The sequence below is a fragment of the Pseudomonas asuensis genome (assembly GCF_014646755.1).
GTDB classification, from domain to species: domain Bacteria; phylum Pseudomonadota; class Gammaproteobacteria; order Pseudomonadales; family Pseudomonadaceae; genus Chryseomonas; species Chryseomonas asuensis.
Genome location: NZ_BMNW01000002.1, coordinates 273,553 through 298,144, shown reverse-complemented (window position 1 = coordinate 298,144; position 24,592 = coordinate 273,553). Strand labels below are relative to the sequence as shown.

General features: G+C 55.5%; 20 protein-coding genes and 1 pseudogene. 15 read left to right on the top strand and 6 right to left on the bottom strand.

Going from position 1 to position 24,592, the window contains the following annotated elements; genetic code table 11:
- Positions 1–5: 5 nt before the first annotated feature.
- Both IEX86_RS05155 and IEX86_RS05150 read left to right on the top strand, forming a co-directional pair.
- Entirely contained in the window at positions 6–1,262 is a 1,257-nt protein-coding gene (locus IEX86_RS05155) for a gallate dioxygenase (protein WP_188865053.1), read from the top strand.
- 72 nt (positions 1,263–1,334) lie between these two features.
- The gene (locus IEX86_RS05150; RefSeq protein ID WP_010798212.1) at positions 1,335–1,556 is read left to right on the top strand and encodes a DUF7740 domain-containing protein; all 222 of its coding nucleotides are present in this window, start codon (positions 1,335–1,337) and stop codon (positions 1,554–1,556) included.
- A gap of 32 nt (positions 1,557–1,588) precedes the next feature.
- On the opposite strand, the gene IEX86_RS05145 is transcribed toward IEX86_RS05150, so the two are convergent.
- Positions 1,589–2,794, bottom strand: a complete 1,206-nt coding sequence (locus tag IEX86_RS05145; protein ID WP_188865052.1) for a LysR family transcriptional regulator — start codon at positions 2,792–2,794, stop codon at positions 1,589–1,591.
- Between the two features lie 139 nt (positions 2,795–2,933).
- Here IEX86_RS05145 and galB point away from each other — a divergent pair, with 139 nt between their 5' ends.
- From galB to IEX86_RS05110, 7 genes are all read left to right on the top strand, one after another.
- Positions 2,934–3,671, top strand: coding sequence for a 4-oxalmesaconate hydratase (galB, locus tag IEX86_RS05140; RefSeq protein WP_188865051.1), 738 nt, complete (start codon positions 2,934–2,936; stop codon positions 3,669–3,671).
- The gene (locus IEX86_RS05135) at positions 3,668–4,384 is read left to right on the top strand and encodes a 4-carboxy-4-hydroxy-2-oxoadipate aldolase/oxaloacetate decarboxylase (protein ID WP_188865050.1); all 717 of its coding nucleotides are present in this window, start codon (positions 3,668–3,670) and stop codon (positions 4,382–4,384) included. The genes galB and IEX86_RS05135 overlap by 4 nt, the downstream gene beginning before the upstream one ends.
- A 3-nt stretch (positions 4,385–4,387) precedes the next feature.
- Complete coding sequence (locus IEX86_RS05130; protein WP_188865049.1) at positions 4,388–5,470, top strand: 4-oxalomesaconate tautomerase; 1,083 nt, start codon at positions 4,388–4,390, stop codon at positions 5,468–5,470.
- Positions 5,471–5,540: 70 nt separating this feature from the next.
- A complete protein-coding gene (locus IEX86_RS05125; protein WP_188865048.1) occupies positions 5,541–6,425 on the top strand; it encodes a LysR family transcriptional regulator in 885 nt (294 codons plus the stop codon).
- 115 nt (positions 6,426–6,540) lie between these two features.
- Positions 6,541–7,404 carry an amidohydrolase family protein gene (locus tag IEX86_RS05120; protein ID WP_188865047.1) on the top strand — a complete coding sequence of 288 codons (864 nt, stop codon included), beginning with the start codon at positions 6,541–6,543 and terminating at the stop codon, positions 7,402–7,404.
- A gap of 55 nt (positions 7,405–7,459) precedes the next feature.
- Complete coding sequence (locus tag IEX86_RS05115) at positions 7,460–8,776, top strand: dicarboxylate/amino acid:cation symporter (protein WP_188865046.1); 1,317 nt, start codon at positions 7,460–7,462, stop codon at positions 8,774–8,776.
- Positions 8,777–8,854: 78 nt separating this feature from the next.
- Positions 8,855–10,081 (top strand): OprD family porin, encoded by a 1,227-nt coding sequence (locus IEX86_RS05110; RefSeq protein ID WP_188865045.1) that lies wholly within the window; start codon positions 8,855–8,857, stop codon positions 10,079–10,081.
- Positions 10,082–10,209: 128 nt separating this feature from the next.
- On the opposite strand, the gene IEX86_RS05105 is transcribed toward IEX86_RS05110, so the two are convergent.
- The 4 genes from IEX86_RS05105 to IEX86_RS05090 all read right to left on the bottom strand — a co-directional run bounded on the left by IEX86_RS05105 (position 10,210) and on the right by IEX86_RS05090 (position 16,304).
- Entirely contained in the window at positions 10,210–11,316 is a 1,107-nt protein-coding gene (locus IEX86_RS05105; RefSeq protein ID WP_373290393.1) for a glycoside hydrolase family 5 protein, read from the bottom strand.
- A gap of 510 nt (positions 11,317–11,826) precedes the next feature.
- A complete protein-coding gene (locus IEX86_RS05100; protein ID WP_188865044.1) occupies positions 11,827–12,648 on the bottom strand; it encodes a shikimate 5-dehydrogenase in 822 nt (273 codons plus the stop codon).
- 83 nt (positions 12,649–12,731) lie between these two features.
- The gene (gene uvrA, locus IEX86_RS05095; protein WP_188865043.1) at positions 12,732–15,395 is read right to left on the bottom strand and encodes an excinuclease ABC subunit UvrA; all 2,664 of its coding nucleotides are present in this window, start codon (positions 15,393–15,395) and stop codon (positions 12,732–12,734) included.
- A gap of 102 nt (positions 15,396–15,497) precedes the next feature.
- Positions 15,498–16,304 (bottom strand): hypothetical protein, encoded by an 807-nt coding sequence (locus tag IEX86_RS05090; protein WP_229685255.1) that lies wholly within the window; start codon positions 16,302–16,304, stop codon positions 15,498–15,500.
- A 205-nt stretch (positions 16,305–16,509) separates the two neighbouring features.
- Between IEX86_RS05090 and IEX86_RS05085 the strand changes: the two genes are divergently transcribed.
- The 3 genes and pseudogenes from IEX86_RS05085 to IEX86_RS25575 all read left to right on the top strand — a co-directional run bounded on the left by IEX86_RS05085 (position 16,510) and on the right by IEX86_RS25575 (position 20,090).
- Complete coding sequence (locus tag IEX86_RS05085; protein WP_188865041.1) at positions 16,510–17,826, top strand: MFS transporter; 1,317 nt, start codon at positions 16,510–16,512, stop codon at positions 17,824–17,826.
- Positions 17,827–17,966: 140 nt separating this feature from the next.
- Positions 17,967–19,232, top strand: a pseudogene (locus IEX86_RS25580) (methyl-accepting chemotaxis protein); the annotation flags it as partial.
- A complete protein-coding gene (locus IEX86_RS25575) occupies positions 19,206–20,090 on the top strand; it encodes a methyl-accepting chemotaxis protein (protein WP_373290402.1) in 885 nt (294 codons plus the stop codon). The pseudogene IEX86_RS25580 and the gene IEX86_RS25575, both read left to right, overlap by 27 nt.
- 129 nt (positions 20,091–20,219) lie before the next feature.
- On the opposite strand, the gene IEX86_RS05075 is transcribed toward IEX86_RS25575, so the two are convergent.
- Entirely contained in the window at positions 20,220–20,444 is a 225-nt protein-coding gene (locus IEX86_RS05075; RefSeq protein ID WP_188865039.1) for a hypothetical protein, read from the bottom strand.
- A gap of 214 nt (positions 20,445–20,658) precedes the next feature.
- Between IEX86_RS05075 and IEX86_RS05070 the strand changes: the two genes are divergently transcribed.
- The 3 genes from IEX86_RS05070 to IEX86_RS05060 all read left to right on the top strand — a co-directional run bounded on the left by IEX86_RS05070 (position 20,659) and on the right by IEX86_RS05060 (position 24,592).
- Positions 20,659–21,777, top strand: coding sequence for an enoyl-CoA hydratase/isomerase family protein (locus IEX86_RS05070; RefSeq protein WP_188865038.1), 1,119 nt, complete (start codon positions 20,659–20,661; stop codon positions 21,775–21,777).
- Between the two features lie 87 nt (positions 21,778–21,864).
- Complete coding sequence (locus IEX86_RS05065; protein WP_188865330.1) at positions 21,865–22,818, top strand: AraC family transcriptional regulator; 954 nt, start codon at positions 21,865–21,867, stop codon at positions 22,816–22,818.
- Between the two features lie 115 nt (positions 22,819–22,933).
- On the top strand, positions 22,934–24,592 hold the full coding sequence (locus IEX86_RS05060; protein ID WP_188865037.1) for an AMP-binding protein: 1,659 nt from the start codon (positions 22,934–22,936) through the stop codon (positions 24,590–24,592).

The following is a 24,592-nucleotide window of genomic DNA, read 5'->3' as shown; positions in this document are numbered from 1 at the left end:
TTCATATGGCATGTATTATCGGGGGCCTGGCCGTCTCGCACACGCCTACGATCGGCTTTGCAGTCGACCACAACAAGCAGGAGGAGGCCGCTTGGGCACCCATCTTCAAGAGCTTCGAGCCGATGAAGGAGTGGCTTAAGGACAAGCAGCCTGATGTGCTGTTCTATATCTTCAACGATCACATCACCTCGTTCTTCTTCGATCACTATTCGGCCTTCGCCCTGGGCGTGGACGATCACTATGGTGTGGCAGACGAGGGCGGTGGCGTACGTGGGCTGCCTGCCATTGGTGGGCATGCGGCGCTGGCCCGGCATATCGGGGCCAGTCTCATGGCTGATGAGTTCGACATGTCGTTCTTTCGTGACAAACCGATCGATCATGGTCTGTTCTCGCCCATGTCTGCGCTGCTGCCGTTCGAGCCCAAATGGCCAGTAGACGTAGTGCCTCTGCAGGTCGGTGTGTTGCAGTTTCCGATCCCGAGTGCCAAGCGCTGCTATAACCTGGGGCAAGCCCTGCGCCGGGCGATCGAGAGCTATCCCGAGGATCTGAAGGTAGTCATTGCTGCCACGGGTGGTGTGTCCCATCAGGTCCATGGTGAGCGGTGCGGCTTCAATAATCCTGAATGGGACACCCAGTTTGTTGATCTCTTTGTCAACGACCCCGCGCGTCTTACCGAGATGACTATTGCCGAATACGCAACGCTGGGTGGACTTGAGGGGTCGGAGGTCATTACTTGGCTGATCATGCGTGGTGCACTCTCATCCAATGTAAAGCTGATTCACCAAGATTATTACCTGCCTTCGATGACCGGGATCGCGACGCTGCTCCTGGAAAACCAGGCACGGCCATTACCCATCGACGTACAAGCCCGCCACCGCGAACACATGAACCATCAGTTGGCCGGTGTAGAACAGCTGGAGGGCACATACCCGTTTACGCTGGAGCGCAGTGCCAAAGGGTATCGGCTGAACAAATTTCTGCATGGCATGATCATTCCGGCCTGGCGTGAGCGTTTTCTGGAGGAACCAGAAGCCATATTTGAGGAAGCCGGCCTAACTGACGAAGAACGCGACCTGATCCGACGCCGCGATTGGCGTGGGTTGATTCACTACGGTGTGATTTTCTTCCTGCTGGAAAAGCTCGGTGCGGTGGTAGGGGTATCCAACCTGCACATCTATTCAGCCATGCGTGGCCAATCACTGGAAGAGTTCCAGAAAACGCGTAATCAGCAGGTGCTGTACTCGGTTGCTGGAAAGAAATAACTCCAACCAGGGCGCAGTGCCTGTCGCTGCGTCCATTCACTAATGGCGATAGTCCATTGGCAGTCTGGTGTCATGACGTTTCTGGAAGCACTTCTCGCCCTGGCACTTGCTGCCGAAATACACGATTCTAACGAGGCCGTAACACGAACGGCCAAGCGATGCCTTGACCAGATTCCTGCCAAATACAAGGCAGTAGTAGCATCCATCGCAGACAGTCCTTCACCACTGTTTTGCGTCAAGGTGCTGATCAAAACCATCCCTGACAGCGTTATTGGCAAAGTAGGTGCGGTCTAGGCTGGCTTACAAAGCGCCTGCATCTAGTAACGTCAGGCGTCCAAACGCTCCAGAGCTACTTCACGGATCTTTTCCATCAACGCTTTGGCTGCAGGTGAGTGCAGTCCACCGGTGCGGTAGATCAGCCCTATCGCACGGGTGGTATGGCGAAGCCGCAAGGGGAGGCGCTGTAATTCGCCTGAGGCGATCTCGTATTCAAGTTGATGGGCTGAAACGACAGCCAACATATCAGAGCGTACGAGCAGCCCACGGATAATCGCCAGATCCCCCGTTTCAACTACCGGTAGTGGCGTTTCCGTACCCAGCTCGCTAAAGAAGGCATCGAGCTGGTTGCGGGCCGGCGAGCCTGCACGGGGCAGCACCCAGCGAGCATGGATAAGGTCATTGGTATTTACCCCTTGATCCAGTAATGGATGGCCCCGGCGTACCAGTACTACCAGCTCTTCAGTCAGCAGCGTTTCACCCGACAAGTCGCTGGCATAGTCGGAGGGACGCAGGGCGCCCAGCACAAAGTCAATGTCACCAGCCCTCAGGTCGGTAGCTAGCAGGTCAAAAGCACTTTCATTAGTCGCCACACGAATCTGAGGGTATGCAGAGACGAGGCGCACAATGGCTTCGGGCAATAGCCGGGTTCGCCCCAAGGGTAATGCACCCACCATGACGGCTCCCTGGAGCGAGCCGCGTAGGGCGGCGATGTCGGCATCGATATGGCGCAGCTCATTCAATGCCCGACGAATCGGCAGGACAATATCCAGGCTCGCTCGTGTAGGCTGAAGGCCTTTGGCCGTACGCTCGAATAACGTCTGGCCGCAACCACCCTCCAATACCTTGAGTGCAGCACTGACAGCAGGTTGGGTCAGACCGAAGAGGGTAGCTACCGTCTGCATATGGTGGGTTTCACACAGCTTGACAAACACTTCCAGACGCCGGGTATGCATCAGATAAAGGGGTTCAGTGATCGCGCCTGGATGGGTACCCAGCAAGCGGGGTACTGTTTCCAGCTCAGCCAGTGCCTGTCGTGCACGAGAGAGGATGCGAGCGCCATAATCGGTTAGCCGCATTCCATTGGCATGCCGCTCGAACAATGCAATGGTAAGCCGCTCTTCGAGGTCCCGAATAGATCGTGTGACAACCGACTGCGCGCGGTACAGCACTTCGGACGCCTTGGAAACACTGCCGTGGTCCGCCACCCGGACAAACGCGCGTATCTGCATCAGATTGGGAAGTTCGGCAGTCATGGTGCTCTCTTGGCAGGGTACATGTCTGCATCATGCGCGTGGTATGTCGATAAGTAAAAGGTATACCTGCTCTAGCTGAACGCAATATTCGCTCAGGATCAGTCGTGCGACTCTCCTCTAAAACATGAGGAGCCTGGACATGATCGATTCCAACAAGAAAACCGCTCTGGTCGTCAGCGCCCATTCCGCTGATTTCGTCTGGCGTGCAGGTGGCGCCATCGCCCTGCATGCCAAGCAGGGTTATGACGTGCATGTCGTCTGCTTGTCTTTTGGTGAGCGGGGCGAGTCGGCCAAACTCTGGCGCAAAGGCGAGATGACCGAAGAGAAGGTCAAGGCGGCACGCCGTGAAGAGGCCCAGGCGGCTGCTGAGATACTGGGTGCCACTGTCGAGTTTTTCGATATTGGTGATTACCCTATGCGTGCCGACAAGGAAACGCTGTTTCGTCTGGCCGATGTGTTCCGCCGCATACAACCGGAATTCGTGCTTAGTCACTCGCTGAAAGACCCCTACAACTACGATCATCCACTGGCTACGCACCTGGCACAGGAAGCGCGCATCATCGCTCAGGCAGAAGGCTACAAGCCGGGCGAGAAAATTGTCGGTGCGCCGCCCGTCTATTGCTTCGAGCCGCACCAGCCTGAACAATGCGAATGGCGGCCGGACGTACTGCTGGACATTACCGACGTGTGGGACAAGAAGTATGCCGCTATTCAGTGCATGGCCGGCCAAGAGCATTTGTGGGAGTACTACACCCGTGTAGCGCTGCAGCGCGGCGTCCAAGCCAAGCGCAACGTAGGCATTACTTCCAGTAAGAACATCATTTACGGTGAGGGCTACCAGAGCATTTTCCCGCGTGTGACGGAGAATCTGGGATGAGCAAGTTGATCGGCAAGACCGGCATTGTGGTGCGTACCGTTGCACGGGCTGAGGCAGGGCTGATTGATGAGCTGGGCCAGTATGGCGTGGCCACCGTGCATGAAGCTCAGGGTCGCAAAGGACTGCTGGCTCCAGATATTCGTCCGATCCAGCAGGATCATGGCATCAGCGGTTCGGCTGTAACCGTACTGGTAGCACCGGGGGACAACTGGATGTTCCATGTTGCCGTAGAACAGTGCCAGCCGGGCGATATTCTGGTCGTAGCACCCAGTTCACCGTGCCACGATGGCTACTTTGGTGACCTGCTGGCGACCTCGCTCAAAGCACGCGGCGTGCGTGGGCTGGTGGTCGATGCAGGTGTGCGCGATAGCCGCACGCTGCGGGAGATGGGCTTTGCCGTGTGGTCGAAAGCGGTCTATGCCCAGGGTACGGTCAAGGAAACGCTCGGCTCGGTCAACATTCCGGTGATTTGTGCCGGCCAGCTGATCAATCCCGGTGATGTTATCGTAGCCGATGACGATGGCGTCGTGGTGGTTCGGCGCGCTGAAGTACAGGCCGTTGTAGAGTCCAGCCGCACACGGGCCGATGCCGAGGAGCAGAAGCGGGTTCGACTGGCTAACGGCAAATTAGGGCTCGACATCTACAACATGCGTCCTCGTCTGGCCGAAAAAGGACTTCGGTATGTCGATAGTCTGGACGAGCTGGAGAGCTGAACCATGGGACAGATTCGCATTCCTTGCCTGATGATACGCGGCGGTACATCCAAAGGGGCATACTTTCTCGCCACTGATCTTCCTGCCGATGAAGCACTACGGGAAAAGGTCCTACTGGCCGTTATGGGCTCGCCCGACAAGCGCCAGATCGATGGCATTGGTGGCGCGGACTCATTGACCAGCAAGGTGGCAATCATCAAGCGCTCCGAGCGACTGGATGTCGATGTGGACTACCTGTTCGCTCAGGTACTGGTAGAGGAAGCGCGAGTCGACTATGGGCAGAACTGTGGCAATATCTTGGCAGGTGTTGGCCCGTTTGCTATAGAACAAGGACTGGTTCCTGTGCTGGAAGATACGACGCAAGTTCGTATCTTTATGGAAAACACCGGTCAGATTGCCGTTGCGAATGTACTTACGCCAAACGGTGAGGTGCAGTATGAAGGCGATGCCTGCATTGATGGCGTACCGGGTACGGCCGCTCCGCTGATTGTTGAATTCGAAGATATTGCAGGCTCTAGTTGTGGTGCGCTGTTACCGACCGGAAACGTGTGCGACACGTTTGATGGGATTGAGGTGACCTGTATCGATAATGGCATGCCGGTAGTGCTGCTTCGAGCGGCCGATCTGGGTCGTACCGGTTATGAGACGCGTGAGCAGCTGGATGCCGATACCGAGCTTAAGGCCAGGATCGAATCGATTCGTCTTCAGGCCGGGCCGCGTATGAACCTGGGGGATGTTACCCAGCGTACAGTTCCTAAAATGTGTCTGATTGCCGAACCTCAGGCGGGTGGAGCTATCAGCAGTCGAACCTTTATTCCCCATCGCTGCCACGCTTCCATTGGCGTCTTCGGTGCAGTGAGTGTGGCCTCAGCCTGTCTGATTGAAGGTTCGGTGGCCGATGGGCTGGCCCGGGTAGAGCAGGGCGACTCGTTGCGGCTCTCTGTTGAACATCCCACAGGCGAATTTACTGTCGAACTTCATCGCCGACAGGGTGAGCTGGTCGGATGTGGGCTGCTACGTACTGCGCGGCTGTTATTTGAGGGCATGGTCTGTATACCGGCATCGGTATGGTCTGGTAAGTCCTAAAGACATTGATACTGTGATCCGCAGAAAGGCGATAAGCTGCTGCACTTTTGCCGAATGAGATCATGTACCCATGGACCTCAAGCAATTGGAGTGCTTTGTACGTGTTGCCGAATTCGGTAGCTTTACCAAGGCGGCGGCAGTACTTGGCTTGTCCCAATCGGTTGTCAGCCGGCAGGTACGTCAGCTAGAAGTCGAATTGCAGGAGCATCTGCTGCTGCGCAATGGCCGCGGTGTGACACTGACAGCTTCCGGACTAAGGCTATTCGAGCACGGGCAAGGCATTTTGCGGCTGGTGCAGGTGGCTCGAGAGGAGTTGCGTGAGCAGCGGGATACCGTGTCGGGCAAGGTGGTCATCGGCCTGCCGCCGAGCATTGCACGCTGCCACACTGTAGGGTTGGTGACAGCCTTTCGCGAGCGCTTTCCACACTGCGCGCTGGGCATTAAGGAAGGGCTGACCCATTCAATACGGGAGTGGCTGCTGTTAGGGCGACTGGATTTCGCGCTGCTGTTCAATCCGGCCCAGAACGCCCAGCTCTGTTATGAGCATTTGCACTCGGAACCGCTGGTGCTGGTGGGTGCAAAATCTTCGAACCTGCCAGACGAAGTTCCGCTGAAAGAGCTGGGACGATATCCCTTGATCATTCCGAGCCAACCCCATTCCCTGCGCCGCCTGGTTGAGTCCGAGGCTGCACGCCACTCTGTCGAGCTGGATGTCTCGCTTGAGATAGATGGTATTCCTTCGCTGCTTGAGCTGGTGGCCTTGGGGTTGGGCTACGGCATTCTGTTCCGTACGGCGTTGTCCGGGCCTTATGTACCAGAAGGCCTGCGCTCGGCAGCCATTATCGACCCGGTTGTTCATACGCATCTGTTTGTTACAACCGCCGCGCAGCGGCCCCTGACGCGATTGGCTGACCAAACGCTGGCGATGGTGCGTGAGCACGTGCATAGCCGTTGACCTGTTATGCAAATCCTGCATAGCTGCTAGAACCTAGGCTTTGTTGTTGCCTCAAGAGATAGTTGTCAGCATCCACGTATCCCCTTCGAATAATCACAATGAACGAGGAGACGTGATGAAAAGCTGTCTAGCGCCTGATCCCCAGCCTACCAAGCCGCAATATACTCTGCCGGAAGGTGCATGGGACGCTCATTGCCATGTGTTTGGCCCAGCCAGTCGATTCCCGTACGCTCCGGATCGTAGCTACACGCCACCGGATGCACCCTTTGAAACCTTACGTAATCTTCATGATTTTCTAGGTATTAGCCGGGCTGTGATCGTACAGGCGAGCTGCCATGGCAGCGATAACCGGGCCATGCTTGACGCTATCGCGCGTAGTGAAGGACGCTATCGAGGTGTGGCCATTGTCAACGGCCGTGAAAGCGATGCGCAATTGGCCGAAATGGATGCCGGCGGCATTCGCGGCGTACGCTTCAACTTTGTAGCCCACTTGGGTGGTGCACCCGACCTGGAGCTATTTGATCAAGTATTGGGGCGTCTGGAACCGCTGGGCTGGCATGTGGTACTGCATTTGGATGCTCAGGATATCGTCACCTATGCCAATCGGTTGGAGCGTATCAGAGTTCCTTTCATCATTGACCACATGGGTCGCGTCAAGGCTCAGGAGGGGCTTGATCAGGCACCATTCAAAGCCCTGCTGGAGCTTATGGAAAACCCGCTGGCCTGGGTCAAGGTCTGTGGTGCAGAGCGCGTTTCAGCAGGACGCAAACCCTTCGAGGATGCCATTCCATTTGCCGAACGGCTCATTGAACATGCGCCTGATCGCGTGCTCTGGGGGACTGACTGGCCGCATCCAAATATCACCCGTGACATGCCCAACGATGGCGGTTTGGTAGACCTGATGTTTCGCTTCTGCGCTGACCCGGCGCTTCGCCAGAAACTCCTGGTAGATAACCCCATGACGCTTTATGGGCGCTGATAGAGCGCCTTCGCCACACCAAATCCAACAACAATGACTGGTAGTGGAGTCCTATATGAATCCTCTCTCGCAGGCGACCACCCCCGTAGGTGCGTCAACCCAAACCACCGTCAAGACCAAGCAACCGTTTTACCGCGCCATGTATGTTCAAGTACTGGTAGGCATCCTGCTCGGCGTAGTCGTCGGGCATTTTTGGCCAGACTTTGCAGCGGATCTCAAGCCGCTCGGTGATGCCTTTATCAAGCTCATCAAGATGATTATTGGGCCGGTCGTATTCTGTACCGTGGTCATCGGTATTGCCGGCATGCAGGACCTGAAGAAAGTAGGGCGGGTAGGCGGTAAGGCCTTGCTTTACTTTGAAGTCATTTCAACCCTCTCCCTGATCATTGGCTTAATTGGCGGACATTTGTTCAATCCCGGTGGTGGATTCAATATCGACCCCAGCACACTGGATGCCTCGGCGGTTACAGGCTTTGCAGAAAAGGCCAAGCACCTGCACATGGTCGACTTTTTGATGAGCATTATTCCTACCACCTTTTTCCAGGCATTTGCAGAAGGAAATGTACTGTGCATTCTTCTGGTTTCGGTGTTCTTTGGATGTGCGCTGTCGGCCATGGGTGAGAAGGGCAAGCCGGTCTACGATATGATAGAAGGCTTGTCGAGTGTGTTCTTTCGCATTGTGCATATCATTGCCAAGCTGTCAGCCATTGGGGCGTTCGGCGCTATTGCATTTACGGTTGGTACTTATGGCGCCGCCTCACTGCTACCCCTGTTTAAACTGATCGGCAGCTTCTATCTGCTCTGCGTTCTGTTCATTGTCGTGGTGCTGGGAGGCGTTGCACGGCTCTCTGGTTTCAGCATCCTGCGCTTTATAGCGTATATCAAGGATGAGTTGCTGGTCGTGTTGGGCACGAGCTCATCCGAGGTGGTACTGCCGCAGATTATGGAAAAAATGGAGCGCCTGGGTTGCTCCAAGTCGGTTGTGGGGTTAGTTGTACCTACGGGGTATTCGTTCAACCTGGACGGCACCAACATCTACCTGACCATGGCCGTGCTCTTTATTGCACAGGCCCTGAACATCGATTTGAGCCTAAGCCAACAGCTGACCTTGGTCATCGTGGCGATGCTAACTTCCAAAGGTGCCAGTGGTGTGTCGGGCGCGGCTTTTGTAATGTTGACCAGTACCTTGATGGTGATTCCGGTGGTGCCAGTGGCCGGCATGGTGTTGATCCTGGGTATTCACCGCTTCATGGGGACGGGCCTTGCAATGACAAACTTGGTCGGCAACGGCGTAGCTACGCTCGTAGTGTCCTCATGGGAGAAAGAACTGGACCGCGACAAGCTGGCCCAGGAGCTCCACCACAAGCACTAAACCCCCGCCGTTTATCTTCGTTCTGTCCGGTTTCCGGTTATGCCGGGCAGTACTCTCTTGCGCCTGGAGAAAACAATAATGATTCATATCCTGCGCCATGCCGTATTTCTCTTAGGCATGCTTTGCTCTTTACCGTTATGGGCTGCTGGTTTTATAGGCGATAGCAAGGCCCGCCTCGATATCCGCAACTTCTACTACAACGGCGACTTTCGGGAAGATGCTGGTGTTTCGAAGCGGGCTGAGTGGGCTCAAGGGCTTTTGCTGCAGTACGAGTCCGGATTTACCGAGGGGACGGTAGGTCTGGGCCTCGATGCGATGGGCTTTTGGGGACTCAAGCTTGATTCCAGTCCCGATCGTACAGGGAGTGGCCTGCTGCCCAAGACCAACTCGGGAGAAGCGGCAGAGGAATATTCAAAGGGCGGTATAGCGGCCAAAATCAAGTATTCCAAGACGGTGCTGCGTCAGGGAATTGCCTTGCCAAAGGTTCCGGTCCTTCAGTTCAACGGTAGCCGAATGTTTCCTCAGTTTTACCAGGGAACGCAGATCAGCTCGAATGAAATCACAGGGCTTTCGCTCAACGTTGCTCAGTTCGACCGTACCACCACCCCTGACTCGACCGATCTGCAAAAAATCACGATAGCCACCAAGGAGGGTCGCTTCCGTGCGACAGGTGAGGGTGATTATTTCCGTTATGGGGGTGGCAGTTACACTGTCACGCCAGCACTGACGGCCAGCTATTACTACGGCGAATTACAGGATGTCTACCGGCAGCATTTTCTGGGGCTTACTCACCGCCAGAAATGGGGCGAAGGAACCGTAGAGGCCGATCTGCGGACCTTTTTCAGCCGTGACACAGGTGCGGCGCGGGTGGGAGAAATAGAGAACGATGTATACAGCGGATCCGTAACGTACAGTGTGAAAGGCCATAGCTTTACGGCGGTTTATCAACATCTGGAAGGCTCAAGCGGCTTTCCTTATATCAACAATCCGTACCTGCCGAATTACGTGCAATACCATGACTTTGGCACCGCAGGTGAGCGGAGCTGGCAGGTGCGCTATGGCTATGATTTTGCCCCGATGGGTCTGCCGGGACTCAGTTTATTCACGAGTTATATCCACGGCTCGCATCTGGATAAAGTGGGAGGAGGCCATGAGTGGGAACGTGATATAGACGTGACGTATGTCGTTCAGCAGGGCTTGAAAGGGTTGTCGATACGCTGGCGAAATGCAACCTACCGGAGCAGTTATGGCAGGAATATGGATGAAAACAGGTTGATCATCAATTATCCGCTTTCGCTCCTATAGGTATCTGGTGTCTACTGCGTGATCGGTGAGCTCTACTGCCCTTGGAGGCTTTTACAACGTTTGCAAAAGCCTCTTCTATCTTGGCCGGACGCACGCAGGCATAGGCAACAAGCTTTCATTTCGCAGCGCTATTTAGGCGGACCAAACGTTGAACAGCTTGTGTTGTTGATGTACTTCTTCAGCGTTGCCCATTGCGGTCTTTCCTTACCGCCAACAGGCTCCACAGACATAAAGTAATTGCCCCAGCCTGGCCCTGCTGCCCAGTAAGTGGCTGGAATGCAGTTCTGCTTTAGATAAGCGAGCATATTGTCCATCATGGTCAGCCAGCGCGGGTCATTATCGGGCACCCCAAATTCCCCAATGTAGCCTCGCTTGCCATGTTTCTTGAGCCATTCTACAAACGGTCTTACTCGCTCCACCCCATACATTGGGTCCAGTTTTCCGACGTCTACCGCCTGGTAGTTTCCACCTGCGTTTTCATCAAAATAGGAATGGGCCGAATAGACAATATTATTAGCGGGGTCTTTCAGGTTAAGTAAGGAATCGTTCCATTCTGGCCATCGGGTTGCGCTGGCCCAGCCGTTTCCTTCAACAATAATGGGCCTTGTTCTATCAATAACCCGTACGCCGTCAATCCCATATTGAGCAGCAGTTGGCCAATAGGCCAGCGCTCCGTTGGGCTCATTCATAATGTCATAAGCATACAGCGCCGGTTGACTGCTCCACTTTTTTGCAATATGTGTCATTATTTCTTTATAGCGGGTGTAAGGAACAGCAGAAGTTCCAATGATTTGCCCTCGGTAACGCGCATAGTTATGAAGATCTAAAATAATCTTCATGTTGTATTTTTGAGCATAACCAAAGGTTCTATCAACCAAGGCGATGTACCCTTGGTCAAGAGGCCCTCCAAGGGTGGGTTGAAGTCGTTCCCAAATGATAGGGAAGCGAATCAGCTTTATTCCTTGACCACTCCAGTATTTAAAATAGTTTTCTAAGGGAAACACATAGTTCTTTTCATTAACACCAGGTAACACTTGCGGTGCAAAACCGGCCCCTGACATGTTTAGCCCTAAAAGCTCGAATCCTGCACTTTGAGCTTTTGCATGGTTATTAAAAAAACCTAACGCTCCAACCAATATTATTGCTAACTGAAGCTTGGACGCCTTTCTCAAGATAGAAAAAATATTTGATATGACCATGTGCTTTTCTCTTCGTAAAAACCAATTAATACGCATAAAACAAGTGCAAATTCAGTCTGAACGGCCAGCGAGAAAGCATGCATTCCCGAATGCTTTAAAGTATAAATTTCATTGATATGACAGTCTCTTTATGTGGTGAGGTAAGGTTTATTAAAGAAAGGAATTTATATATTGCAAGGTGAGTTTGTCGCTAGGGAGTTAGTATTTTTTTAATATTAAAATGATATGTTTGTTTGTATTAAAATTTTTGAATTTAATTTATTAATTTTTGATATTTAATGATTTTAATGAGCAGAATTCGATTGTTAGCTATGTATTGAATAATAGGTAAGGCTTAATGCTGGAAAAGCTTAAACCGGTTTAGTTGTTACTCAGGCGCGAAGCCGTGGTCCGCTACGACAGTAAGTGATTCAGGGATGCATTAGGCTTGCGCGTGCGAGTGCCGGTTTTTGTAGGAGAGGCGAGGCAGTGGGCCGCTTCGAGCCACAGTGTGTAAGGCTGCTAACAGGGCTTTCGGTAATGGAAGAAAGCCCTGCGATTTATCATTTATTGCGCGCGCGAGTACGCGGCGGCCGCTTCGACCTGTTCAGGTTCAGGTCGAATGCCTGTGTAAAGCACGAACTGCTCCAGTGCCTGAAGCGCAACGACTTCTGCTCCGGTAATGACAGGCTTGCCCAACTCGCGGGCGCGCTTGATGAGTGGGGTTTCAGAAGGCATGGCCACGACATCAAACACTACCTTAGCTTGCTGGATCACCTCGTCAGCAAACGACAGGTCCTGAGCTTCGGGGCCTCCTGCCATGCCAATGGGCGTGACATTAATGATCAATTCAGGTCGTTGATCGGTCAGTGAATCGACCCAGGTGTAGCCGCAGGCGTCAGCCAGGGCTCGGCCGGCAGTGGGATTACGTGCCACAATGGTACCGTTTTTGAAGCCTGCTTCGCGCAGCGCAAAGGCGACTGCTTTTGCCATACCACCGCTGCCGCGCAGCGCAAGGCTCAGGTCTGGCGAGACCTTATGCGTTTCAAGCAGTGAGGCGACGGCCAGAAAGTCGGTGTTATAGCCGGTCAGCGTACCGTCATCGTTCACGATGGTATTAACCGAATCAATAACGGCGGCGGAAGGATCAAGCCCGTCGAGGTGCTTGATGCAGTCTTCCTTGAACGGCATGGAGATGGCACAGCCACGAATACCGAGTGCACGGATACCACCAATGGCGGCCGGAAGATCAGTCGTGGTAAAGGCCTTGTAGAGATAGTTCAGGCCCAGAGCCTCATACAGGTGATTATGAAAGCGTGTACCGGTATTGCCAGGGCGCCCCGCCAGGGACATGCAGACCTTGGTGTCTTTGTTGATTGCGTGAGGCATTTTGATTCCTTCAAAAGAGCTGCTCCTGTTTGTCAGCCAAGCGGGCCTGTTGTTCCCAGACGCCGCTTGGCGTGCGAACGCTGTCAGCTCTCGAGTACTGTTTGTAGGTATGGTGCGGTCTTGCTATTGGCCTCTTGAGCCACGTTCTCGGGTGTACCACTGGCCACAATGTGCCCGCCCTGATCGCCGGCTCCCGGCCCAATGTCGATCACCCAGTCACTTTGAGCCACAACGCGCATGTCATGCTCTACCACGACAACCGTATTACCAGCCTCTACCAAGCCGTTGAGCTGGCGCACCAGGCGATCAATGTCGGTAGGGTGCAAACCTGTCGTCGGCTCGTCGAGTACATACAGCGTGGCGCCACGTTGAGCGCGTTGTAGTTCGGTGGCCAACTTGATGCGCTGGGCCTCACCGCCGGACAGCTCTGTGGCTGGCTGGCCCAGGCGGAGATACCCAAGTCCAATATCTCGCAAAACGTGCAATGGGCGAAGCACCGCGGCTTCGTCGGCAAAAAACGTACAGGCATCGTCCACTGTCAGGTTGAGCACTTCAGCAATGGTCTTGTCGCGCCAAGTGATTTCAAGCGTCTCGGCGTTATAGCGAGCTCCGTGGCACGTCGGGCAGGGCGCATAGACGCTTGGCATAAATAGCAGTTCTACACTGACGAAGCCTTCGCCTTCACACGTCGGGCAGCGTCCCTTGGCAACGTTGAATGAAAAGCGGCCAGCGTCATACCGTCGTTTGCGGGCTTCAGGTGTGGCAGCAAAAAGCCTGCGTATGCCATCAAAAAGGCCCGTATACGTGGCAAGGTTGGAGCGGGGTGTACGGCCAATCGGCTTTTGATCCACCTGGACCAGACGGCGGATATGCTCCATGCCCTCAACGATCTGGCCCGAGAGTGGCTGAGGGGCTTCCTCGTCGAGAAGTGACTCGTCTTCGTCACGTTCAGCCAGAGGCCGTCCCAACTGTTCGCTGACCAGCTCCAGCAGCGCCTGGCTGACCAGTGTCGATTTGCCAGAGCCTGAAATGCCGGTAACAGCGGTAAAGCAGCCTAGCGGAAATGCAACGTTGAGGTCCTTGAGGTTATTACGCGTAACACCGGCCAAACGCAGCCAATGCATGGGCGTGCGATGGGGGCGGCCTGATGGTGCAGAAGGGGGTGAGGAGGCAAAGAGGTAGTGTCGGGTCTGTGATGCTTCGACATGGACAAGCCCGGCAGGCGGGCCGCTGTACAGCACCGTTCCGCCATGCTCACCGGCCGCGGGGCCTACATCCACCAGCCAGTCCGCGCGGCGCATGGTCTCCAGATCATGCTCGACCACGAACAGGGAATTACCGGCCGCCTTGAGTTGATCCAGTGCGGTAAACAGCGCTTCGCCATCGGCGGGATGCAGACCTGCCGAGGGTTCGTCGAGCACATAGATCACCCCAAAGAGCTGGGAGTTCAGCTGAGTGGCAAGGCGTAGACGCTGTAGTTCACCGGAAGAAAGCGTTGGGGTGCTGCGCTCCAGAGAAAGGTATCCAAGCCCCAATTCGGTCAGCGTGGTCAGGCGCTCCAGCAAATCCTGAGCGATACGTTGGGCTGCAATGCGTTTCTCTTCCGAGAGCGTAGGCGTGCGGCGCACATCCGGCGTGGCTTCATGAGAGGCTCCACCCTGGCTGGCGCGGGCCTCAAAGGCTCGTCGTGACTCTTCCTTCGTAAAGGGTTTATCCGTGGCGGATGGCTCAGGTACCAGCGTATCCGCTGCAACAGGCTTGAGTACATCGACCAGGGTCTGCAATGGCATGCGGGCCAGCTCGCCAATATCGTATCCGGCAAAGGTAACGGTTAAGGCCTCGCGCTTCAGGCGCTTGCCTTCACAAAGCGGGCACAGGTTGCCCACCATGTATTGGGAGACGCGCCTTTTCATCAACGCGCTCTGAGAGTGGGTAAAAGTATGCAGCACATAGCGGCGAGCCCCGGTAAACGTGCCCATATAGCTGGGCTCGCGCTTGTGTTTTAGCGCTTCCCGGGTCTGCTCTGGGGTGAGGCCTGCATAGACCGGAACCGTTGGCTGCTCTTCGGTGAAGAGAATCCAGTCACGGTCCTTTTGTGGGAGGTCGCGCCACGGCGTGTCTACGTCGTAGCCCAGGGTTACCAGGATGTCCCGTAGGTTCTGCCCCTGCCAAGCGGTAGGCCAGGCGGCAATGGCCCGTTCGCGAATGGTCAGCGAATCGTCTGGCACCATTGACTGCTCGGTTACTTCATAGACTCGTCCGAGCCCGTGACATTGAGGACAGGCGCCCTGGGGTGTATTGGGTGAAAAGTCTTCCGCGTAGAGCATCGGCTGATCGGGCGGGTAGGTGCCGACGCGTGAATACAGCATGCGGATCAGGCTGGACAGAGTCGTCACACTGCCTACCGAGGAGCGTGCGCTGGGGGTGCCGCGTTGTTGTTGAAGCGCCACGGCAGGTGGCAACCCTTCAATGGAATCGACATCCGGCACGCCTACCTGATCGATCAGGCGACGCGCATAGGGCGCTACTGACTCGAAGTAACGGCGCTGCGCCTCGGCGTAGAGTGTTCCAAAGGCGAGGGACGATTTACCGGAGCCGGAAACGCCGGTAAAGACGACCAGACTGTCGCGAGGAATGTCGACATCGATATTCTTGAGATTGTGCTCACGCGCGCCTCGGACACGGACAAAGCCGGTAGGTGTCGAAGGGGGAGCTGCAGGTTCTGACGTGGTTCGCGGGGTAGGCATGCGTTAAGGTCTTGGCGTTAAGAACGTGTATGTCATGGGACCGTTCATCTGCGGTAGCGACTGCATGCGTGGGTGAAAAACCGCTGCGTTGGGATCTATGCCTCATGCATGCTGCAAAATATCTCCACGCAAATACCCACCGGCATAACCGCGAATAGGGTTGCCATAGACGTCCTCCAGCCCCAGTACCTTACGCGCGCAATCCATCCACGCCTTCAGCATGTCTGGAGAGCCGTTCAAGGCGCCCACTTTAATACGACCGCTGCGAGGCTCGGGCATACTGTACATGACGGGACGCCCTAGAATCGCAGACGCCTCAGAGAGTTCGGGAATGTCATGGTCCATGGCGTCAAAGAATTCATGCCCGCCAATAAAGATAGGCTTGAGTGCCTGGACCTGCTCAATGGCGCGTTCAATCGTGAGCCGTAAGTGATCAGGGTTGACCTTCTGCCAGTTTGAGCGGGATGCGATACGCCACTCACGCAGGTCAGCCGGATCAATGTCGGGGCACAGACCTTGATAAGCTGCACTCAGGCAATGATCGGCTGCAGCCGCCAGTTGCAGCTCTGGCGTCGACTCGATCTCAAGCAGCCGGCAGACCTGCCCCAGGGAGGAGCCTTCCCAATAACGTACCGGCGGCATGTCATAGCCCGGATCGCCTTCATGATGATGGTCAACCACGATATCGCGCGGCTGTGAGAGATCCGCAAGGCCACATTCCACCCAGACGATGGGGCCATGGGGTTCGCCCTGGCGTACGGAGGTGCGGTCTGCCTTGTAGGCATTGCCGGCATAGACCCGGCGCTCATCCGCCAGCGCATAGGCCAGCCGGTGCCGCGTCCTGAGCACCAGTGTCTCGATCAGCATCATTTCCGGGTCTCGTGCGCCAAGGATGAACAGGTATTTCATAAACATGTCTGACTGAGGCTTCAAGCGGGTGGGTTATGTCTGGGTGAGCGTATGGATTAGACCAGGCTTGTGGCGAAGGTTTGAGGCAAATGCCCGGGATTTACCAAGCGCTGCTCAAGGATATGTTTACACTGTAACAAGGCTGCGACTTCCCTGTATTCTGCGCCACCTTATGTTTGGGCAAGAAAACAGCGGGCACGTTTACATGCATAGCAATATTCACACACCTGCTCGGCGGTTATCCTGGCAGGACTATAAGACCCTGGGCCTGGCGGCTCTGGGCGGCGCGCTGGAAATATACGACTTCATCATTTTCGTCTTTTTCGCGTTGGTACTCAGCCAATTATTCTTTCCACCCGAAATGCCTGAGTGGCTGCGGCTGTTGCAGAGCTTTGGCATCTTTGCCACTGGGTATCTGGCGCGCCCGCTAGGTGGCATCCTCATGGCCCATTATGCCGATCGCCTGGGTCGAAAGCGCATGTTCAACTTGAGCATTCTGCTCATGGCGTTGCCGAGCCTGCTCATCGGTGTCATGCCTACCTATGCGCAGATTGGTTATTTCGCGCCGTTGGTTCTGTTGTTATTAAGGGTTCTCCAAGGCGCTGCCGTTGGAGGAGAGGTGCCTAGTGCCTGGGTATTCGTAGCCGAACATGCTCCTGCCAATCACCGAGGTTATGCCCTGGGCATTCTTCAGGCGGGCCTGACCTTTGGCTACCTGTTGGGCGCGCTGACAGCAACGCTATTGTCGTCCCTTTACTCTCAAGATGAACTCCATGCCTATGCATGGCGAATACCGTTTATTCTGGGTGGTTTTTTTGGCGTGCTGGCGGTATGGCTACGGCGTTGGCTGAATGAGACACCTGTGTTCATGGAAATGCAGGCTCGCAAGGTATTGTCGACAAGCCTGCCCTTATCGACCGTTCTTCGGGAGCACCGGACCGCCTTGTTGCCCGCAGCGCTCCTGACCTGTGTACTGACCTCGGCCGTGGTCGTCCTGGTGGTGGTAACGCCCACCGTTATGCAGCAGTACTTTCACATCCCGACCAGTACAGCATTCCGCATGAGCTGCATTGGCATCATATTCTTGAATATCGGTTGTGTGATTGCCGGGTGTATTTCCGACCGCATGGGGCCATGGCGCGCGATGGGGTTATACAGCGCTATTCTTGCGCCTGGTATTGCTGTTCTTTATACGAGTCTGGTCAGCGAGGCGATAGCGCTGTGGTTGGGCTATGCCATTGCAGGCCTTGCCTGTGGGATCGTGGGCGTTGTGCCGTCAGTGATGATCGGACTGTTCCCCTCCAACATCCGTGTTACTGGCATTTCGTTTACCTATAACATTGCCTATTCGATCTGGGGCAGCATGACGCCCTTGATCCTGATTGCATTGATGCCGGTCAGCCCGTGGTTTTGCGTGGGGTACTGTGCAGTAATGGGTATGGTCGGGGTTGCGCTGATGCTGGCTTACCGCAACGATCCCCGGTTATCGCGTCCGCTGACCGATTTCTCCTCATCGAGTTAAGCACCTTACGTATCTGCTCTGTCTGCTGGGTCCAGTCAGGGCAGGTACGGCCAGATGTCACCATAACCGACAAGCTGCAATTCAGCTTTCCCAGTCTGCGCCGATAGAGGCCTATAGCAAACCAGACATGGAAAGAGACCATGAAATTCAAATCCCTCCAATACACCATCATGGCGTATGCCGGAGCCTGTATCCTAGCCATCATCGTTGCATTGGTGGGGTATACGCTGGTAACCGGTGCACGCACACAGGCGCAGGTGAACAAGGGCACGGACGCGCTGTTTGAAAAGGTGATCAGGGAGCGGTTGATCTCGCTGGCTGACGCCAATGTTATGCATATCCAGAATGATCTTGAAAAACCACTGAATGTTGCAGTGTCCCTAGCACAGTTAAGTGCATTGTCCGCAGCCGATCCTGGCGTGAGCGTGCACTTGTCCCGTGACGAGCAAGACCGAATTGTGCGCGATGCGGCGGACAAGCATCCTGCACTTTTGGGCGCTTATATTGGTTGGGAGCCAAACGCGTTTGCCGGTGATGATCACCAGTTCATGGGACAGCCCGGCCACGACAGTGGCGGCCGCTTCCTGCCGTACTGGTATCGTAATGCCAGCGGTGCACTTGGGCAGGACATCCTTCAATTCATGGAAAGCCAGAAACGCTCGGATTCGGGTGTGCGTGAAGGCGAATACTACCTGTGTCCCAAGGAAACGCATCAGCTGTGTGCTGTTGATCCGTACGCCTACGAAGTTGATGGCAAACCTATCCTGATGACTTCGTTTACCGCGCCTATCATGGCTAATGGTAAATTCCAGGGCATTGCCGGTGCCGACCTGTCTGTTGGGTTCATTCAGGATGCCTTGGTCAAGGCTAATCAATCGCTTTATCAAGGCGCCGGGCAAATGGCCCTGATCGCCGGTAATGGTGCGGTGATTGCGTACACCAAGGACGCGACTCAGGTAGGTAAATCCATCAATGGACTGCTGGATGAAAGCGAGCTCAGCAATCTGAAGCGGGTTAAAGTCGGAGAGCCGCTTTATGATTACGATGAATCGCATGGCCACATCGAGTTGTTTCTGCCATTCAAGGTAGGTCAGACATCAGCCCAGTGGACGCTGATGATCCAGTTGCCGATCCAGGCTGCACTAGGGGAAGCCATTAAGCTCCATGCCGATATCAAGGCACAGACTGATCGGAATACCTTTGGCATGGGGTTGGTAGGCTTGGCCATTGCGGTTATAGGCCTCGGTGCGCTGTGGCTGGTGAGTCGCAGTATTACCCGACCCTTAAAGCAGATGGTGTGGATGCTGGAGGACATTGCTCAGGGTGAAGGGGATCTGACTCGCAGGCTTGATGAAAACCGTGCCGATGAGTTGGGTGCGATGGCCAAGGGGTTCAACCGCTTCCTGGCAAAACTCCAGGGCATGATCACCCAGGTTGTCTCCTCGGTACAAAAGGTCAGCGATGCGTCTGAGCATACGGCGGAAATTGCCATCCATACCCAGCAGGGCGTACAAAAGCAGCAGGTTGAAATCGATCAGGTAGCCACGGCTATCCAGGAGATGTCTGCGACGGCTCAGGAGGTTGCTCGCAGTGCCAATCAGGCGGCTGAGGCGGCAGGAAATGCAGATCAATCAGCCAATCATGGACGGACGATCGTACAGAACTCCAGCGATGCGATTTCTGCGTTGGCTGCCGAGATCAACCGTGCTGTCGTCAGTGTAGAGGGGTTGGCCAAGAACAGTGAAAACATCACGACTATTCTTGTGAGTATTCGCGGTATTGCCGAGCAGACGAACCTGCTGGCTCTCAACGCAGCCATCGAGGCGGCGCGAGCGGGCGAACAGGGCCGTGGATTTGCCGTGGTAGCGGATGAAGTGCGCAATCTGGCTGGCAAGACGCAGCAGGCTACTCATGAAATCCAGACCATGATCCAGCAGCTGCAAAGCGGTACGCAGGACGTAGTGCAGATCATGCAGGCTAGCCAGGCAAGGACCGAAACCAGTGTACAGCAGTCTGCCGAGGCCGCTGCGGCGCTGACAGCGATCACTGAAGCTGTTTCCGTCATCACAGAGATGAACATCCACATTGCTGGAGCGGCGGAAGAGCAAAGTGCCGTGGCTGAAGACATCAACCGCAACGTTACCGTGATTGGGATGGTTGCGACTGAAGTCGCCAATGGCGCGGATCAGTCATCGCACGCCAGTGCAGAGCTGACACAGCTGGCCGAGCAGCAGCGCCGCCTGGTTAATCAGTTCAAGGTATAAAGGCAACGTTACCGGCTGGTAGCACTGGCCGGTAATGCAGGGAAAGATCGGAGTAGGGGAGGGCGGTTCTTACACTGCAATACGGCAATAAGAACCCGACCCTCTCCGGTCAGCCCCATGGGGCCCTGCTTACAGCTCAGCCAGCCGGATGAGATAACCGTCAATTTCTTGTACGGGCATGCCCGTTTCGGTGCAAAGATAAGTGCTTTGTACAAGCTTTTCGTCAAGGATCATCGGCGAGTTGGCGGCATCCCTCTCTTTTAACTCCATCAATACTTCTTTTAAATCAAATACAGCATCACTATAGCTAACCAGCTTGTGACCATACTGGCCCTGCATGATGAGAAAATGCATGAGGTTTATCCTGTAGGTTGCTGACTGGGTTAGTTATAGGTGAATTTTCCGCATTTACAAAGCCCCGCTAATCGGCAGACGGCTAACCCCTTATCACCGTTAGGATTAATTGTCTCCTCTGGGTGGAATGTGCTTATCTGGTAAGGCATTTCTCATGGCCATGTCTGCTGCTGGCAGATGTGGCGACCGATAAGAACAAGACGAGAGTACCTACATGAGTGAGCGCTGCATCCAGGTAACGGAGCTGCCATTGGCCTCTGGCAAGCGGCTCGGACGCGTGACGCTAGACGCACCGGGCAGTCTGAACGCCCTTTCATTCGACATGGCTATCCAGCTTGAAGAACAGCTCAAGCAATGGGCTGACCAAGACGATATCGATGCAGTGTGGCTTGAGGGTGCCGGCGAAAAAGCCTTTTGCGCAGGAGGCGACATCGTAGCGCTCTACAAAGCCATGCAGGAAGGTCAAGCCGGACCGGGTAAAGCAACAGGCGATTACTTTACGCTGGAGTACCGGCTCGATCATTTCATTCATCACTATCCCAAACCTGTGATTGCCTGGGGGGCTGGATATGTTATGGGGGGAGGGCTTGGGCTGTTGGCCGGAGCGTCCCACCGAGTGGTATGCGAGAGCACCCGTGTTGCCATGCCAGAGGTAAGCATCGGGCTCTACCCTGACGTTGGCGCCAGCTGGTTTCTCAACCGTATGCCTGGGCGTTGCGGACTGTTCCTGGGGATTACCGGCGCACAGCTTATGGCACGCGATGCTGTCTTTGTAGGGCTGGCTGATCGCTGTGTTGCAGCGGGTCGACGTGAACAGGTCATTGCCGACCTGCAGGCTATGCCGGGTCGGGTGCTCGATCATGCTTCGATTGGCCATGTGCTACGCCTGCACGAACAGGCGAGCCAGACGCAGATGCCAGAGCCGAACGTGCAGCCGCTCTTTGATACGATCCAGGCATTGACCGATTTTGATGATGATAAAACCCTGCTTGCTGAAATCAAGACCTACAGGGGGGACCATCCCTGGCTAGCCAAGGCAGCCAAGACACTGGCTCAAGGCTCGCCTACGTCTGCTGCAATCACGCTGCGTCAGCTCAGGCGCAGCAAGCGCTGGTCGCTGGCCGAGGCGCTGCGCAGTGAGCTGGACCTTTCTGTGCGGTGTACTCAGCTTGGCGAATTGCAGGAAGGTATCCGTGCGCTGTTGATCGACAAGGATCGCCAGCCTAAATGGCACGCGGATCCGCTGGCAACGGAGGATCCTGGTTGGCTGGATGCCTTTTTTGAGCCTGCCTTTTCCATTCAGGAGCATCCCCTGCGCGCGCTCAAGGACTAAGGCGTGACACGCCGTGCCGTCGTGCCCAAGGGCACCATTTCGACCCACTTGGTAGAGGAGGCCCTACAGGCCTTCTCTGCACGTGGGATGAGCCAAGCAGAGCTCCTGTGCGATATTGGACTGGCACCCGATTGCCTGCAGGAGCCGGACGGGCGTGTGTCGGTTCCCTTTTATGGGCGTCTCTGGCGGCGCCTTGCGCGACGCTTCGATGATGAGTTTTTTGGTATGGACCCTCGGGGCATGCGATCCGGCAGTTTCGAATTTCTCTGCCGGGCTTGTCTGTCGCAGCCTACGGTAGGTGCGGCGCTCACTCATGGACTGACATTTCTGGGGCTTACCTTCGAGCGCCTTCGCGGCGAACTGGTGCGCAGCCAAAGTCTGGCTGAAATTGTGTTGCGTGAGCCCGCAGGGGCACCCAATCGTGCGTTTGCGTATTTTACCTATTGGATGATTGTTCATGGCTTGGCTTGCTGGCTGGCCGGGCGCCGCATTCCGATCCTGGCCATTGAGCTACGCTGCCCGGAGCCAGCGTTTACAGCCGACTATAATGTGATGTTCTCGGATAACCTGCGGTTTAACCAAGGCCGAACACGCATCATCTTTGCGGCTGATGTGCTGGATGTGCCGGTTAGGCGTAGCGAGGCAGACCTTATGCGGTTCCTGGCTGAGGCGCCTTGCAATATCCTTGAGAAATACCGGGACTCGGACAGCCTGGCCAGTCGCATAAAGATCCAGCTAAGGGCGCTGCCGGGGGAGCAGTGGCCCACAAGCGAAGCCCTGGCACAGACGCTGTGTATGTCACCGGCGACCCTGCGCCGTCGCCTGGCAGAGCAGGGCCAGTCCTATCAGGCTATCAAGGATACCGTGCGCAGGGAGCTGGCCATTAACTGGCTTGCCGAGCCCTTGATGACCTATTCCGATATCGCCAGCCAACTTGGCTTTGCTGACATCAGCGCTTTCTACAAGGCCTTTCGCAAGTGGACCGGAACCAACCCCGGCCATTATCGCAACCTGATCCTCTCCCAGACCGATTCTGCCTGATTGTCCAAACCGCTCAGGCAGATTGAAGGCTTTGACCATTGCAAGCCAGCGCTGGCGCGATACAGTCAAGAGGACGCTCCTGACGTTCCAATAACAACAAGCCGAGGAACTGACTATGCAGGACTATCAGGCTGCTTATTCCAGCTTTGATTTCCCTTCAGCTATCGCCAGCCGACTGAGCGGGACGCTCGATGCGCTCAATGCCTGTGTCGAGTGCTGCGATCGCCATGCCTTGCCGGGCCGAATCGCCCTGTTTTGGGAGGGCCGGGATGGCAGCAGCGAAACCTGGACCTTTATCGAACTCATGCAGCGTGCCGCGCAGTTCGCTCATTTTCTGGTCGCTCAGGGCGTTGCTCCGGGGGATCGGGTGGCGGGCCTTATGCCGCGTACACCGGAGCTGCTTATCACAATCCTGGGCACCTGGCGTGCCGGTGCAGTCTATCAGCCACTGTTTACAGCATTTGGCCCCAAGGCTATCGAACATAGGCTGCTTGCCTCAGGGGCAAAGCTGGTGGTCACTGATGGTACCAACCGTGGCAAGTTGAGCGATGTCGACCAATGCCCGACCATTGTTACGTTAGGTGGCCGGCGCGGTCTAGGGATCGAGCGGGGCGATTTTAGTTTCTGGAGCGAGCTGGAAAAGTACCCTGCCGAGTTCGAACCTGTCTTGCGTACCGGCAATGATCCCTTCCTGCTCATGTTTACATCCGGCACGACCGGGCCGGCAAAATCTCTGGCTGTGCCGCTTAAGGCTATTGTGGCCTTTATGGGTTACATGAGTGATGCCATTGATCTACGCCCGGAAGATGCGTTCTGGAACGTGGCCGATCCCGGTTGGGCCTACGGACTGTACTATGCCGTTACCGGGCCACTGGCACTGGGGCATCCCACAACGTTTTATGACGGTCCGTTCTCGGTAGAAAGTACCTGCCGCATCATTCGTAAATACGGCATTACCAACCTCGCCGGCTCGCCTACGGCCTACCGAATGCTGATTGCTGGCGGCGACAGTGTGGTGGAGTGCCTGAAGGGGCGGCTCCGAGCCGTCAGCAGTGCGGGCGAGCCGCTTAATCCTGAAGTTATCCGCTGGTTCGCCCAAAACCTGGATGCAACCATTCATGATCACTATGGGCAGACCGAGTTGGGTATGGTGCTCTGTAATCACCATGCGCTGGAGCATCCTGTACGGCCCGGCTCGGCAGGGTTTGCCAGCCCTGGACATCGCGTCGTTGTGGTAGACGACAATGCCCAAGAGCTGCCAGCAGGTCAGCCCGGCATTCTGGCGCTGGATCTCTCGCAATCACCCATGTGCTGGTTTGGCGGCTACCTGGGGTTACCTACCAAATCCTTCGTCGGCTCGTATTACCTCAGTGGCGATACGGTCGAGCTGAACGATGACGGCAGTATCAGTTTTGTAGGTCGCTCGGATGACGTCATTACCACTTCGGGGTATCGCGTCGGTCCATTCGATGTAGAAAGCGCGCTCATTGAGCACCCGGCTGTGATCGAGGCTGCTGTGGTCGGTAAACCTGATCCTGAGCGCACCGAGATCATCAAGGCCTTCGTCGTTATTCACGGCAAGTACTGTGACACCCCGGAGCTTGCAGAGGAGCTGCGCCAGTACGTCCGCAAACGGCTGGCCGCCCATGCCTACCCACGTGAAATTGAATTCGTGGCGGAGCTTCCCAAGACACCCAGCGGCAAAGTCCAGCGCTTCATCCTGCGTAATCAGGAAATCGCCAAGGCGCAGGCTGCCCACGTATCTGCTGCGTAA